Source organism: Kitasatospora sp. NPDC002227, assembly GCF_040296285.1.
Lineage (GTDB): Bacteria > Actinomycetota > Actinomycetes > Streptomycetales > Streptomycetaceae > Kitasatospora.
The window spans coordinates 204,251-218,109 of record NZ_JBEOWY010000001.1 but is presented as its reverse complement, the minus strand read 5'-3'; the positions used below and the strand labels follow the sequence as shown (position 1 = coordinate 218,109).

The following is a 13,859-nucleotide window of genomic DNA, read 5'->3' as shown; positions in this document are numbered from 1 at the left end:
GTCGGTCTTGGCAAGCAGGCATCCTGGCGCACCGTCAGACAGGAGTCATGCGGATTTCGGGGCACCCGGGAGCTCGATCAGCATGCCCTCCGCCGCCACGGCGGCTCCCGCCGCGGTCAGGGCCGGGGTGGTGGCGTGGTTGAGCGGGTTGGTGTTGTTGAGGTGGGTGTAGAGGTGGCGCGGGCCGCGGTGGCGGGCGAGGTGGGGGAGGGAGTGCTGGACGGCCAGGTGGCCGGCGCCGCCGACGGCCGCGGTGGGTTCGTCGGGGCCGTCGTAGGTGCCGTCGAGGAGGACCAGGTCGGCGGTGCGGACGGCGAGTTCGAGCGCGGGGGTCCACTGCGCCAGCCCGGGGGCGTAGACCGCGCAGGCCGGCCCGGCGGTCTGGGTGAAGCGGTAGCCGGTGACCCAGGCGGGGTGCTCGGGCAGGTCGGCGGCGTAGCGGGGGCGCTTGGTGCCCAGCGCCAGGGGCTCGGCGACCAGGCCGCCGTCGAGTTCGACCGCGCGGCCGGGAGTCACGGTGCGCCAGTCGGCCTTGGTGTACGGCGCGAGGAGTGGGCCGACCGGGAAGGCCGAGTGGAGGGCTCGGCGGACCGGATCGGTGGCGTGGACGGTGAGCCCGGCGGCCTCGCGCAGGGTCAACAGGCCCAGGGTGTGGTCGAGTTCGCCACTGGTGAGCAGCACGCCGCGCAGCGGGGTGTCCCGGGTGCCGGGCGGCGGGGTGAGCTCGGGGGCGGCGAGGAGCTGGACGCGCAGGTCGGGGGAGGCGTTGACCAGGTACCAGGCCGTGCCGTCCCCGCTGACGGCCAGGCAGTCCTGGGTGCGGTGGGCGCCGGTGCGGCGGGCGGTGGTGCAGCTCGGGCAGCCGCAGTTCCACTGGGGCAGACCGCCCCCGGCGGCCGTGCCGAGGATCCGGATCTTCAGTGCAGCCTCCCAGGACGCGGACGGACCGACCGTACCCCGGCCGGTCCCTCGCGCCGCGCATTTCAGTCCTGGGTCGCGCCCAGGTCGGGCCGGTCGCGCAGCTCGACCGTGCGGGTGGTGGCGGTGTGCAGTTCGAGCACGGTGAGCTCGTTGCGGCCGGGGCGCAGGACGGGAGCCGGGAGGTACAGGGTGGCCTGCGGGCCTCGGGACCAGTAGCGGCCGAGCGGGAAGCCGTTCACCCAGGCCAGGCCCTTGGTCCAGCCGGGCAGGGCGAGGTAGCCGTCGGCCGGTCGGGCGAGCTCGAAGGAGCCCCGGTGGAAGGCCGGGCCGACCAGCGGCGTGGCCGGAGCGAAGGCCAGCGCGTCGAGGCAGGCCAGCGGCAGCGGGCGGCTGCGCCAGGCGGCGGGCTCCTGGCCGTTCAGCGTCACGCGGCCGAGCAGGCCCTTGCAGTCGTGGATGCCGGCGCCGTAGTTGACCCGGCCCTGGTTCTCCACCAGGACGGCCAGCCGGGCGCCCGGCCCGGGGGAGGCGAAGGCCAGGGCGTGCTCGTGGTTCTCCCGCTCCAGCACGCCGACGGGCTGTCCGTCGAGGAAGACCTGGGCCCGGTCGCGCACCTGCCCGACCCGCAGCACGGTGGGCCCGGCGGCCGCCAGCACCGTCTCGTACAGCACGAAGCCGAAGGACTGCCCCAGCTGCTCCATGCTCAGCGGCCGGTCGGCATCGACGGCCTCGCCCAGCCGTGGCGCCTGGGTCAACAGGGCGGCACAGGAGTCGAGTTCGACGCTCGCGGGGGTGAGCTTCGGCGCCGGGCCGGGCACCGGCTCGGCGGGGACGGGGGCGTGGCGGGCGATCACCTCGCGGAAGGCGTGGTACTTGGGCGTGGGGTCACCGGCTTCGTCGAGCAGCGCGTCGTAGTCGTAGGAGGTGACGGTGGGCCGGTAGGTGCCCTTGTCGTTGGCGCCGTTGGTGAAGCCGAAGTTGGTGCCGCCGTGGAGCAGGTAGATGTTGACGGAGGCCCCGGCGGCGAGCAGCCGGTCGAGCTCGCCGGCGGCGTCGGCGGGGCCTCGGGTGGTGTGCACGGCGCCCCAGCGGTCGAACCAGCCGATCCAGAACTCCGAGCACATCAGCGGCCCGGCGGGCTGCAGCCCGCGCAGCTCGGCGAGCCCGGCCTCGGCCCGGCTGCCGAGGTTGACGGTGCGCAGAACGCCGTCCAGCCCGCCCCGGGACAGGTCGGCGGGCTGGTCGCAGGTGAACAGCGGGACGTCGACGCCGTGGCCGCGCAGCAGCCGGGCCAGCTCGGCGAGGTAGCCGGTGTCTTCGCCGAACGCGCCGTACTCGTTCTCCAGTTGGACGGCGATCACCGGACCGCCGGCGGTGGCGAGGTAGGGCTTCAACGGGCTGAGCAGAGCCGCCAGGTAGCCGTCCACGGCGGCGAGGAAGCGCGGGTCGCGGCTGCGCAGCCCGATGCCGCGCTCGGCGAGCAGCCAGGCGGGCAGGCCGCCGCCCTCCCACTCGGCGCAGATGTAGGGCCCGGGGCGCAGCAGCACGTGCAGGCCCTCGGCGGCGGCCAGGTCGAGGAAGCGGGGCAGGTCGAGGCCGCCGTCGAGGCGGAACTCGCCCGGTGCGGGGGCGTGCAGGTTCCAGGGGACGTAGGTCTCGACCGTGTTGAGCCCGAGCAGGCGGGCCTTGCGGAGCCGGTCGGCCCACTGCTCGGGGTGGATGCGGAAGTAGTGCAGTCCGCCGGAGAGGATGCGCAGCGGTCGGCCGTCGAGGCGGAATCCCTCGTCGGCGATCTCCAGTCGAGGCATGTCGGGGTGCTCCTGACGCAGGGGGCGGTTCAGCCCTTGAGGCCGCTGCCGGTGATGCCTTCGACGATGTAGCGCTGGGCGATGAGGAACATCGCCACCAGCGGCGCGATGGTCACCACCGCGCCGGCGAACAGGCCGGGCAGGTTGATGGTCTGTGCGGTGAGGAAGGTGGACAGGGCGATCTGCGCCGTCCAGGCCGACGGGTCCTGGCCGATCACCAGCGGCCACAGGAAGGCGTTCCAGCTGTCGATGAAGGCGAGCGCCCCGAGCGAGGCGAGCATCGAGCCGGAGCTCGGCAGCGCGATCCGCCGGTACAGGCCCAGCCGGCCCAGGCCGTCCAGCCGCCCGGCCTCCTCGAGCTCGGCGGGCAGGCGGAGGTAGAAGTTGCGGAAGAGCAGCACGGCGAAGGGGTTGAACAGCCCGGGCGCGATGATGCCCCAGAGCGTGTTGACCCCGCCCAGCGAGCCGACCACGACGAAGGTCGGCACGAAGGTCACCGAGCCGGGGATCATCAGGGTGGCCACCACGAGCGTGAGCAGCACACCCCGCCCGGGGACGGGGATCCGCGCGAAGGCGTACCCGGCGGCCGAGGCGAGCAGGGTGGAGACCGGCGCGGTGATCCCGGCGATCAGCAGGGAGTTGGCGAGCGCCTGCCCGAAGTGCAGGGCGGGGTCGGTGAACAGCGCGGTGAAGTTCTCCCAGTGCGTGGTCGAGGGCCACCACGCCCAGTGCGGCGAGGTCAGCGACCGGGAGTCCATCAGGGCGCCCCGAAGCACCAGGTAGAACGGCGCCAGGAAGAGCGCCGTCAGCAGGCCGACGGTGAGACCGCGGGTGAGCGAGCGGAGCCGGTTCACCCGTCGGCCCTCCCGAAGCCGGTGACCCGGCCCTGCACCAGGGTCACACCCACGATGAGGGCCGTCAGCACGAAGGCCCCGGCCGAGCCCAGACCGTAGTCCTGCGCCCCCATCGCGGTGGTGTACAGGTAGACCAGCGGGGGCTGCACGGGCGCCGTGGCGGTGCCGGACAGACCGCTGTTGAAGAGGTTGTAGAACTCGTCGAAGGCCTGGAAGGCGGCGATGAACTGCAGCATCAGCACCGCCACCGAGGTGCCCCGCAGCAGCGGCAGGGTGATCCGGCGCAGCAGCCGCAGCCCGGTGGCGCCGTCGAGCGCGGCGGCCTCGTACACGTCCCGGGGGATGTTCTGCAGGCCGGCCAGGAAGAGCACCAGGTAGAAGCCGACCTGCAGCCAGAGCCGCAGCGAGACCAGCACGATCCAGTACAGCGGTGGGTCGGTGGTCTGCAGCCAGGGCACCGGGCTCATCCCGAACCAGCCGCCGACCAGGTTGGCGACCCCCGCCGGGAGGCCGTTGAACAGGCACATCTTCCACAGCAGGGAGGCCGCGACGTACGAGACCGCGGTGGGCACCAGGAAGGCGGTGCGCACCACCGCCCGGCCCCGGCGGACGCGGTGCACCAGCAGCGCGAGGCCGAGCGAGACGGCGAAGGTGACCGGGACGATGCCGGCGGTGAACAGGAGGATCTGGCCCAGCGAGGTGCGGAAGGCCGGATCGCCCAGCAGCCGGCGGTAGTTGTCCAGGCCGACCCAGTGGCCGAGTGCGATGGTGCCGTGGGCGTCGCTGAGGCTGAGCAGGAAGCTCCAGAGGATCGCCACGTACTTGAAGACGCCGAGCCCGATCAGCATCGGGGCGGTGAGCAGGGCGAAGGCGGCCCAGGCCCGAGGGTCGGTGCGCCTCCTGACGGTCGGGGCGGTGGTCATCAGGCCCGCTGCTTGTCCACGTCGGCCTGGGCCTGCGCGGCGGCGTCGGCGAGCAGCCGGGCCGGGTCGCCCTGCCCGGCGACGATCTTCGCGGCGGCGGCGTTGAAGGCGGCGGCGACCGCGCTGTCCCAGGTGTTGGGGTTGTTCCTGCCGTACTTGGCGGCCAGCTCGACGCTCTCCTTGGCCGCGCCCCGGGTGAGCTTGTCGGCGCCGGCGGCGACCGAGGTGCGCGGCGGGATGTGGAAGCCGTAGCTCTCCGACCAGTCCTTCTGCAGCGCGGTCTGCTCGACCCAGAGCCAGCGGACGAACTTCTTGGCCGCGTCCACGTGCTTGCCCTTGGCGTTGACGCAGCTGGTCCAGCCGCCGACCCGCAGCACCGGGCTGCCACCGGCCTTGAAGGCGGGCCAGGGCAGCACGCCGAAGTCCTCGCCGAGGGCGGCTGTGACGGCGGGCATGGCCCACAGCCCGCACCACTGCATCGGGACGACGCCCTGGGTGAAGGCCGAAGGATCCCACCAGTCGGTGGTGAAGCCGAGCAGCAGGGACTGGTCGTCGTGCAGCCGCCTGAGGCCGGCCACCGCCTCGACGGCCTGCGGCGAGGCGAAGGCCACCCTGCCGTCGGTGACCAGGTCGCCGCCGTTGGAGCGGACGGCGAGCAGGGCGCTGTCGCCGAGCCCGTCGTTGCCGACGAACAGCCCCTTGGCGGCCTTGGAGCTGAGTGCCTTCGCGGCCGCGGCCAGGCCGTCGAAGGTGGTGGGCGGGGTGATGCCCGCCTTGGCGAGGACGCTCTTGCGGTAGTAGAGCATCATCACGTCGTCGAGGGTCTTGATGCCGTAGAGCTTGCCGTCGACCGTCACATAGTCGAGGTCGCCCGCGCCGAAGTCGGCCTTGTCGCTGCCGTACACGTCGTCCAGGGCGGCGATCTGGCCGCGCCGGGCCAGGCCCACGTTGAAGTCGCCGATCTCGAACACGTCCGGGGCGGCGGAGGTGAGCAGGGTCGCGTTGAGCTTGCCGGTGTAGTCCCCGGGGACCCAGGTGACCTTCACCGCGATGTCCGGGTTGGCCTTGGTGAAGCTCTCGGCGTACCGGGTGGCGGCCTGCTGGGTGCCGGCCTCGCCGTAGGCGTGGAACCAGACGTCGAGCGTGGTCCGACCGCCGGCGGAGCCGCCGGTGGGGTCGGTGCTGCAGCCGACGGCGGCACCGGCGACGAACAGGAGCGAGCCGCCGAGGAAGGCACGTCGGCTAGGCTCCGGATGGTGAGCACTCATGTCTCGTCCTTGAGGGTGGGGGTGGGTGTGTCCGGCCGGCCGGTGTCCGCCGTCGTTGCTGCCAGGCATGGGACGGGCACCGGCCGGATCGTTCGGTAGGGCAGTTCACTGCGGTCGTTCGGTACGGTCGCTCACTGCGGTCGTTCGGTACGGTCGTTCGGTACGGTCAGGGGAAGAGCGCCTGGATGCCCAGGACGGCGGCCCCTCTGGCCCACTCCTCCCACGGGAGCGGACGCAGGGTCAGCGGGCACTTGGCGGCGGCCTTGAAGCAGTTGGCCGCATAGGCCTCCCTGATGTGCAGGCCGAACAGGTCGTAGGTGTCGAGCCCTTCGCCGGTGACGACGACGCGCTCGGGGCCGAGCAGGTTGACCAGGATGGCGATCCCGGTGCCGATCGCCTGCCCGGCCCGGGCGAAGGCCGCGCGGGCGGCGGGGTCGCCGCCGCGGGCGAGCTGCACGGCGCCGTCGAAGTCGAGCTCCGGAGCGCCGGTGGCCCGGCGGACCGAGTCGCGGATGGCGTCGCTGGAGGCGATGGCCTCGACGCAGCCGGTCTGGCCGCAGTGGCAGCGCGGCCCGGCCGGGTCGATGCTGAGGTGGCCCAGCTCACCGGCCACGCCGTAAGCACCCGCCACCAGCTGGCCGCCCACGACCAGGCCGGAGCCGATGCCCGCGCCGATGGTGACCAGCGCGAAGTACTCGGTGCCGATGCCCTCGCCGAACCAGTGCTCGGTGACGGTGAGCGCCTTGACGTCGTTCTCCACGGTGACCCTCAGGCCGGTCGCCCGCGCCACCGGCTCGGCCACCGGCACGTCCTGCCAGCCCGGGAGCACCGAGTAGCGGACCCGGCCGGCGGCGCGGTCCACGTCGCCGGAGACCGCGATGCCGAGGTGGCGGGTACGCTCCCGGAACTCCGGTGCGCTGTCAAGGATTTCGTCCACCAGCCCGTGCAGCAGGGCGAGCACGGCGGCCGGCCCCCGGTCCGCGCCGAGGCGGCGCTCGGCGGTGGTGCGCAGGCCGGCCCGCAGGTCGCAGACGGTGCCGAAGAGCGCGTCGGCGCTGATCTTGACCCCGGCGAAGTACTCCCGGTCGGCCGTCACCGCGAGCGGGTTGACGGGCCGTCCGGCGCCGGGGGCCGTGCGCTCGGGCGGGAGTTCGTGCAGGTAGCCGTCCTCGATCAGCGGGCGGGCGGCCTTGGTGACCGCCGTCGAGGACAGGCCGGTGCGGCGGGCGAGTTCGACCCGGCTCAGCGGGCCCTCGGCCAGCAGGAGGGCGAGCACCGAGGTCTCGGCCGGTGCGGTGACCAGAGGTTGGGCATGGTTCGGGAACACGGCTGCAAGCTACCGGCAAATAAATAACTTCGTCCAGTATTGATTTGGGTCCTCAACTCGCCCTACTCTCGGGTCACTTCCGTGCCAGCGACTCCGGGAGCCACCGTGCCCTCCGCCATCTCCTTCGACCCTGACCGAGGGGTCGCCCTCCTGCGCACCCCGGGCGGCGTCTACGCCGTCCGCATCGGCGCCGACGGCAGCCCCCGCCACCTGCACTGGGGCGCCGAGCTCGACCTCGACGCCCTGCCGCACCCCCGCTCGCCCGCCGACAGCAGCTTCGAGGCCGACGCCGCCGCCGACGAACTCGCCCCGCAGACCGGCCCCCGGTACGGCCCGGCCGGGCTCCAGGTGCGTTTCGCGGACGGCACCGCGGGTGCCCAGTGGCACTTCGCCGGGCATCGCATCGACGGCCACGAGCTGCGCCTGCGACTGACGGACCGTCACTATCCGCTGGCCGCCGAGCTCTGCTACCGGATCCGGCCCTCGAGCGACGTGATCGAGCGCTGGACCGAGCTCACCCACACCGGCACCCCGGCGGACGGCCCGGTCACCGTCACCCGCCTCGACTCCGCCGCCTGGACGGTGCCGCGGCTCGCCGACTACCGGCTCAGCCACCTGACCGGCGGCTGGAACAGCGAGTTCCAGCTGCAGCGCGACCGCCTGCCGGTCGCCGAGACCACCCTCACCAGCCGCCGGGGGCTGACCGGTCACCACGCGAGCCCCTGGCTCGCGGTGGACGACGGCAGCGCGAGCGAGGAGCACGGCGAGGTATGGAGCACGGCGCTGGCCTGGAGCGGCAGTTGGCGCATCACCGTGCACCGGGACCCGGTCGGCCGCACCACCTGGACGGGCGGCTTCGGCCACGAGGGCCTGGCCTGGGCGCTGCGGCCCGGTGAGACGCTGCACACGCCCGTCTTCGCCGGGCTGTACAGCCGCGGCGGCTTCGGCGGGGCCAGCCGCGCCTGGCACGCGTACGTCCGCTCGGCCGTCCTGCCCGCGCCCGAGCGGAGCCAGCCGGTGCTCTACAACTCCTGGGAGGCCACCGGCTTCGCGGTCGACCAGGCCGGCCAGATGCGGCTGGCCCAGCTGGCGGCCTGCCTCGGCGCCGAACTCTTCGTGCTCGACGACGGCTGGTTCGGCGCCCGCACGGGCGAGCGCGCCGGGCTCGGTGACTGGCGCCCCCGCTCCGACGCCTTCCCGGCGGGGCTGCGCCCGCTGGCCGACGAAGTGCACTGCCTGGGCATGGAGTTCGGCCTCTGGGTGGAGCCGGAGATGGTCAACCGCGACAGCGACCTCCACCGCGCCCACCCCGACTGGGTGCTGCACGCCCCCGCCCGCGAGGCCACCGAACTGCGCCACCAGCTGGTGCTCAACCTCGCCCGCCCCGAGGTGGCGGCCTGGGTGCACCGCACCCTCGACGAACTGGTCACCGAGAACGCCGTGGACTGGCTCAAGTGGGACGCCAACCGCCCCTTCACCGAGGCGGGTTGGCCCGGACACCCCGACCCGGACCGGGTCTGGACCGATCACGTCCGCGCCGTCCACCGGATCATGGACCAGCTGCGCGCGGACCACCCCGGCCTGCGGATCGAGGCCTGCGCCGGGGGCGGCGGCCGGGTCGACCTGGCCGTTCTGGCCCGCACCGACCAGGCCTGGACCTCCGACAACACCGACCCCGTCGACCGGATCGGCATCCAGCACGGCTACAGTCAGCTGTTCCCCGCCCGGGCCATGGCCGCCTGGGTCACCGACAGCCCCAACGGCGCCACCGGCCGGAGCACCCCGCTGCGGTTCCGCTTCCACGTCGCGATGGCGGGGGCGCTCGGCCTCGGCGGCGACCTGACCCGCTGGACGGAGGCGGAGCTCAAGGAGGCCGCCGAACTGGTCGCCCGCTACAAGGAGATCCGCCCTCTGGTCCAGCGCGGCGAGCAGTACCGCCTGGACGGCGGCGACGGCACCACCGCCGTCCACTACGCGGCCGCCGACGGCGGCGAGCACGCCGTGCTCGCCTGGCGGCCGGCCACCCGCTTCGGCCACGGGCCCGCCCCGCTGCGGCTGCCCGCCCTGGACCTCGGGGCCCGCTACCGCGACCGGGAGACCGGCGAGGTCCACAGCGGTGCCACCCTCAGGCACCGGGGCATCGACCTGCGGCTGCCCGCCGGTGACTACGCCAGCACGCTGATCCGGCTGGTCCGGCAGGAGGGGGCGTGATGAGCAGGCGGCTCGCCGTGGTCACGCCGGACCCGCACCGGTCACCGGACGGGGTTCCGTCCGGCGCAGCCGTCGGGGTGCGAGGGGGCCGGTCGCGGCGGGGGCGGCGAGCAGGTGGTGGTGCGGGGAGAGGCGGCAGGCCGGGTCGGTGGCGCCCGGGTCGCCGGTGAGCAGGAAGGCCTGGCAGCGGCAGCCGCCGTGGTCCACCTCGCGCAACTCGCAGCCGTGGCAGGGCTCGGGCATCCAGTCGGTGCCCCGGTAGCGGTTGAAGGCGGGGGAGTCGTACCAGATCGCGTCCAGGCGCTCGGTCAGCGCGCCGGGCAGCGGCGGGCCCGGCAGGGTGGCGGCGGCGAGGCAGGGGGAGGCGGTGCCGTCGGGGGTGAGCACCAGCTGCCGCCGGCCCCAGCCGTCCATGCAGGGCTTGACGGTGCCGCCGTGCAGATCGGCGGGGACGTAGGCGATCTCGATCCGGTCGCCGTGGCGGGCCCGGGCGGTGGCCAAGTCCTGCTCGGCCTGGTGGAGTTGCTCCTCGGTCGGGGCGAGGTGGGCGCGGTTGTGCCAGGCCCAGCCGTAGTACTGCGCGTGCGCCAGCTCGACCCGGTCGGCGCCCAGCGCCACCGCGAGGTCGGCGAGAGCGCCGAGCCGGGCCAGGTTGCCGCGGTGCAGTACGGCGTTGACGGTGAGCGGCAGGCCGGCGGCGGTGAGCAGTTCGGCCGCGGCGAGTTTGCGCCCGTGCGCGGGCAGTCCGGCGACGGTGTCCGCGCCGAGCCGGTCCGCGTCCTGCAGGGAGAGCTGGACGTGGTCCAGGCCCGCTGCGGCGAGCTCGGCCGTGCGGCGGGCGTCCAGCGGCAGGCCGCTGGTGATGAGGTTGGTGTAGAGGCCCAGGCGGTGGGCGTGGGCGACGAGTTCGGCGAGGTCGGGGCGCAGCAGCGGCTCGCCGCCGGTGAGGTGGAGCTGCAGGATGCCGAGGGCCCGGGCCTGGTCGAGCAGCTCGCACCACTGGTCGGTGGTCAACTCGCTCTGCTTGTCCGTCAGTTCCAGCGGGTTGGCGCAGTAGGTGCACTGCAGCGGGCAGCGGTGGGTCAGTTCGGCGACGAGCCCGAGCGGCGTGGGGGTGCCGCGCCCGGGGCTGCCGGTGAGGAGCCGGGCGGTGGTCGGGGTGCCGGTGCCGTCCAGGGCGAGCAGGCGGCGATCCGCCAAGTCGGCGAGCAGTAGCGTGACTTCGGCGGGGTCCACGCCTTCGTACTCGGCGCCGAGCCGCGCGGTGATCTCGGCGGCGTCGCGGCGCCCGTCGCAGTGGCGGAGCACGGCGGCGGCGGTGTCGCCGAGCAGCAGCACGCCCTCGGGGTAGAGGAGTGCGGCCTGACCACGTACCTGGTCCTCGACCAGCCGGACGCCGCGCCGCAGCCCCGGCCTCACCGGTCGGCGCCGTAGTCGACAGCGTCCAGCACGGCGCGCAGCACCTCGCACTTGAAGGCCAGCGCGGCCAGGGCGGCCTGCTGCTGGGCGGCGCTGGTGCAGTGGTCCAGGACGAGCTCCAGGGTCCGGGCGCTGTCCTGGCGGGCGGCCGGGATGCGGTGCTCGAAGTAGGCGTACCCGGCCGGGGCGATCCAGTCGTAGTGCGTGCGCCAGGCGGTGACCCGCTCGGCCATGTGCTCGGGGGAGAACAGCTCGGTGAGGGCGGCCGCGACGCCCTCCGTCCACGGGCGGGTCTGGCAGAAGTGCAGGTAGCCGTCGACGGCGAAGCGCACCCCGCGGGCGACGTGCCGCAGGTCGGTGACCTCGGCCCGGCCAAGGCCGACCGCCTCGGCGAGCACCAGCCAGTCGGCCAGCCCGCCCTGGCCGTCGGCCGCACCGTCCTGCTGGGCGAGGCGGGCGGCCCACTCGCGCCGGACCTCCGGCAGCGGGCAGTTGGCGATGATGGCGGCGTTCTTGCGGGTCAGACAGAGCTGGTAGTACCAGCGGTTGGCCACCCAGCGCCGCAGCTCCGGCGGCGTGCAGCCGCCGGAGTGCAGACGCAGGTGGAACGGGTGGGTGTCCCAGTACCGCTCGCGCAGCCCGTACAGGCCGGCCGCGAAGCTGTCCCGGGTCAGGGGCAGGGTCACCTGGTGGTCCGCGACGCGTAGGCGGTGACCTCGGCGCCGGTGCGGTGGCACTCCACCACGGGGGCCGACCAGGCGGGCCTCGCCGGGGGCGGCGCCGGTGCGGGGGCGGGCGGGGTGGCGGGAGCGGGGGCGGTGTTCACGGGTTACCTCCTGGGAGTGCGGGCGGCGGGGACGGGGCCCCGTGGCTCAGGACGCTACGAGCTGCCGGCGGCGGGCGCCCCTCCGAGCGGGGCGCCCGAACGGGTGAGGGCTCAGGAGCTCGCCCGGCCGAAGGCGAGCAGGTGGCCGTCCTTGGTGCCGACGTACACCCGGCCGCCGTCGGTGGCCGGGACGGAGAACCTGCTCACGGTGCCGAGCGGGAAGCTGCGGCGCAGCTTGACGGCGCCGCCGACCGGCACGGCGTCGTAGACCCGCAGCTCGCCGTTCTGCCCGCCGGGGCCGGTGCCGGAGTAGATCACCCAGACCAGGGCGGAGCCGCTGGTGGTGCCGTCGGAGGTGACCACCGGCGAGCCCGAGGCGTAGCCGAAGCCCTCGGCGCTGGTGCCCGCGCTGGTCAGCTGCGGCAGGCCGGAGGGGCCCACCGAGTACTTGAGCGCCCGCAACGAGCCGTCGCGCTCGACCTGGTAGACGTAGCCGCCGTCGCCGCCCCAGACCCCGGGGTGGCCCCAGACACCCTTGTACGGGCCGGTGGTGCCGAGCACGGCGTCGGTGCCGTTCGGGCCCTGGCCCATGCCGCCCAGGTTGTCCCGGTCGAGCAGGAAGATCCGGCCGTCCTTGCCGGCCTGCACCAGCAGGTGCGGGTGGGCGGGCGTGCCGAAGGCGGCCGGGAGGGCGGCCGGGCCGCCGGAGCCCAGGTCGAGGTCGCTGTGGTCGAGCTGGCGGTCGTTGCTCGGGCTGAAGAAGTCCTGCGGGCTCAGGCTGCCGTCGGAGCCCACGCCCAGGCGCACCACCGAGTCGGCGAAGTGCCCCTTCGGGCTGCTGCCCGGCCCCTTGGCCGGTGAGGAGCCGTCGCCCGCGCCGTTGCCGGTCGCGATGAAGATCCGCCCGGGCCCGTCCGAGACCAGCCCGCCGCCGCTCATCCAGACGCCGCCGTTCTGGGAGCGGGAGCCGGATTCGGTGGACCAAAGGGTCAGCTTGCCGCTGGTGGTGTTCACCCCCGCCACGCTCCCGACGTAGGTGCCGATGCCGCAGTCCGAGGCGAAGCCGAAGTAGACGGCGCCGTCGAGCAGCAGCAGCCCGGAGCGCTGGGCGGCGGTGCCCGGATCGAGCGGGACTCCGGGGCTGTTCACCGGATCGCCCTGGACCGCCACCGGCCAGCCGGCGCGCTCGGTGCCGGTGGCGGTGTCGAGCGCGTGGACGGAGAAGTGCGCGCCGCCCTCGCTCGACTTGGCCACCAGGTAGACGGCGCCGGTCACGGGGTCGTACACGGGGGTCGAGATGATCCCGGTGCCGGGGGAGAGGCAGTCGCTGGAGGAGGCGACCGGGGTGCCGAGCGCGCGCTGCCAGAGGAGGTGGCCGTCGGCGGCGCTGACGCCGTAGACGTGGTTGGTCTGGGTGACCACCACGACGGTGGAGCCGACCACCAGCGGCTGGGCGAACACCGCGCCGTCGACGGCGGTGGACCAGCGCCGGCCGAAGTCGGCGGCCGAGACCTCGGCCGGTGCCAGGTCCGGTTCGGCCTGGTCCCAGGCCGTGCGGGCGGAGTCGCCCGAGACGGTCGGGTTGTCGGCGCGCGCGGCCGCGGCCGGGGCCAGCAGCGCGAGGGCGGCGAGCAGCAGGCCGCCGCTGCGCCGGAGCGAGTGGGTCATGGGGGGCGCCCTTGCGAGTCGAATGGGTACGAACGAGCACGTGGCGCCATTCTGGGAACGCGCCCGGCCGCCCGGCACCCGCGGATAGGCCCGCTGCCCGGGCCGTTCACGCCCAGGGGGGACTCGGCCGCCCGGACGGCTCTGCCCTTAGCAGAACTTCACCCAGGGCAGAACGCCACGGCCTTCCCAGGGAGACCGGCATCCTTAGGCTGAAGGGGTGAGCACCCAGACGTCCGACCAAGCCCGTGTCATCCCCCTGCGCCCGAAGGCGGCGCCACCCGCCGACCCGGCGCCCGCGCGGCGCGAGCCGCTCTGGCGTGACCTGGTCGGTGATGTGCTGCGGCGTGAGCGGCTCGCCCAGGAGCGGACGTTGAAGGACGTCGCGGAGGCGGCCCGGATCTCGATGCCGTACCTGTCGGAGCTGGAGCGCGGCCGCAAGGAGGCCTCCTCCGAGGTGCTCGCAGCCGCCGCGCAGGCGCTCGGGCTCGGCCTGGGCGACCTGCTCTCGCTGGCGCAGCGCGAGCTGGTGCGGCACTCCCGCGGCCGCGCCGCCTCCTCGGGCCGCTTCGACTGCCTCTGCCTGGCGGCCTGACCGGGCGTCGGCCGGTACGGGGGAGCCGTACCGGCCGAACGG

Annotated in this window: 12 protein-coding genes; 2 read left to right on the top strand and 10 right to left on the bottom strand. The window is 74.3% G+C overall.

The annotated features are described in order from the left end of the window. Window positions 1-45: 45 nt before the first annotated feature. The 6 genes from pqqB to ABT095_RS00935 form a co-directional block, all read right to left on the bottom strand. Window positions 46-909, bottom strand: coding sequence for a pyrroloquinoline quinone biosynthesis protein PqqB (gene pqqB / locus ABT095_RS00960; protein WP_502884786.1), 864 nt, complete (start codon window positions 907-909; stop codon window positions 46-48). 74 nt (window positions 910-983) lie between these two features. Beyond that, a complete protein-coding gene (locus tag ABT095_RS00955) occupies window positions 984-2,729 on the bottom strand; it encodes a glycoside hydrolase family 35 protein (protein ID WP_350527090.1) in 1,746 nt (581 codons plus the stop codon). Window positions 2,730-2,758: 29 nt separating this feature from the next. Further along, the gene (locus ABT095_RS00950; RefSeq protein WP_350527089.1) at window positions 2,759-3,583 is read right to left on the bottom strand and encodes a carbohydrate ABC transporter permease; all 825 of its coding nucleotides are present in this window, start codon (window positions 3,581-3,583) and stop codon (window positions 2,759-2,761) included. Then, window positions 3,580-4,506 (bottom strand): carbohydrate ABC transporter permease, encoded by a 927-nt coding sequence (locus tag ABT095_RS00945; RefSeq protein WP_350527088.1) that lies wholly within the window; start codon window positions 4,504-4,506, stop codon window positions 3,580-3,582. Before ABT095_RS00945 ends, ABT095_RS00950 begins: the two co-directional genes overlap by 4 nt. After that, window positions 4,506-5,774 carry an ABC transporter substrate-binding protein gene (locus ABT095_RS00940; protein WP_350527087.1) on the bottom strand — a complete coding sequence of 423 codons (1,269 nt, stop codon included), beginning with the start codon at window positions 5,772-5,774 and terminating at the stop codon, window positions 4,506-4,508. Before ABT095_RS00940 ends, ABT095_RS00945 begins: the two co-directional genes overlap by 1 nt. A gap of 166 nt (window positions 5,775-5,940) precedes the next feature. Continuing rightward, window positions 5,941-7,101, bottom strand: a complete 1,161-nt coding sequence (locus tag ABT095_RS00935; protein WP_350527086.1) for an ROK family protein — start codon at window positions 7,099-7,101, stop codon at window positions 5,941-5,943. Between the two features lie 105 nt (window positions 7,102-7,206). On the opposite strand from ABT095_RS00935, the gene ABT095_RS00930 reads away from it, so the two are divergent. Further along, on the top strand, window positions 7,207-9,312 hold the full coding sequence (locus ABT095_RS00930) for an alpha-galactosidase (protein ID WP_350527085.1): 2,106 nt from the start codon (window positions 7,207-7,209) through the stop codon (window positions 9,310-9,312). A gap of 21 nt (window positions 9,313-9,333) precedes the next feature. On the opposite strand, the gene pqqE is transcribed toward ABT095_RS00930, so the two are convergent. The 4 genes from pqqE to ABT095_RS00910 all read right to left on the bottom strand — a co-directional run bounded on the left by pqqE (window position 9,334) and on the right by ABT095_RS00910 (window position 13,225). Further along, complete coding sequence (gene pqqE, locus ABT095_RS00925) at window positions 9,334-10,731, bottom strand: pyrroloquinoline quinone biosynthesis protein PqqE (RefSeq protein ID WP_350527084.1); 1,398 nt, start codon at window positions 10,729-10,731, stop codon at window positions 9,334-9,336. Further along, window positions 10,728-11,417: a pyrroloquinoline-quinone synthase PqqC gene (gene pqqC, locus ABT095_RS00920; protein ID WP_350527083.1), complete on the bottom strand. Its 690-nt coding sequence runs from the start codon at window positions 11,415-11,417 to the stop codon at window positions 10,728-10,730. Before pqqC ends, pqqE begins: the two co-directional genes overlap by 4 nt. Continuing rightward, window positions 11,414-11,557, bottom strand: a complete 144-nt coding sequence (gene pqqA / locus ABT095_RS00915; RefSeq protein ID WP_350527082.1) for a pyrroloquinoline quinone precursor peptide PqqA — start codon at window positions 11,555-11,557, stop codon at window positions 11,414-11,416. Before pqqA ends, pqqC begins: the two co-directional genes overlap by 4 nt. Before the next feature lie 111 nt (window positions 11,558-11,668). After that, on the bottom strand, window positions 11,669-13,225 hold the full coding sequence (locus ABT095_RS00910) for an outer membrane protein assembly factor BamB family protein (RefSeq protein WP_350527081.1): 1,557 nt from the start codon (window positions 13,223-13,225) through the stop codon (window positions 11,669-11,671). 217 nt (window positions 13,226-13,442) lie between these two features. On the opposite strand from ABT095_RS00910, the gene ABT095_RS00905 reads away from it, so the two are divergent. Then, the gene (locus ABT095_RS00905) at window positions 13,443-13,817 is read left to right on the top strand and encodes a helix-turn-helix domain-containing protein (RefSeq protein ID WP_350527080.1); all 375 of its coding nucleotides are present in this window, start codon (window positions 13,443-13,445) and stop codon (window positions 13,815-13,817) included. Window positions 13,818-13,859 lie beyond the last annotated feature (42 nt).

Excerpts from the sequence above, each read along its gene's own strand:
- ABT095_RS00955 (WP_350527090.1), bottom strand. The coding sequence starts at position 2,729 with ATGCCTCGACTGGAGATCGCCGACGAGGGATTCCGCCTCGACGGCCGA.
- ABT095_RS00945 (WP_350527088.1), bottom strand. The coding sequence starts at position 4,506 with ATGACCACCGCCCCGACCGTCAGGAGGCGCACCGACCCTCGGGCCTGG.
- ABT095_RS00940 (WP_350527087.1), bottom strand. The coding sequence starts at position 5,774 with ATGAGTGCTCACCATCCGGAGCCTAGCCGACGTGCCTTCCTCGGCGGC.
- ABT095_RS00910 (WP_350527081.1), bottom strand. The coding sequence starts at position 13,225 with ATGACCCACTCGCTCCGGCGCAGCGGCGGCCTGCTGCTCGCCGCCCTC.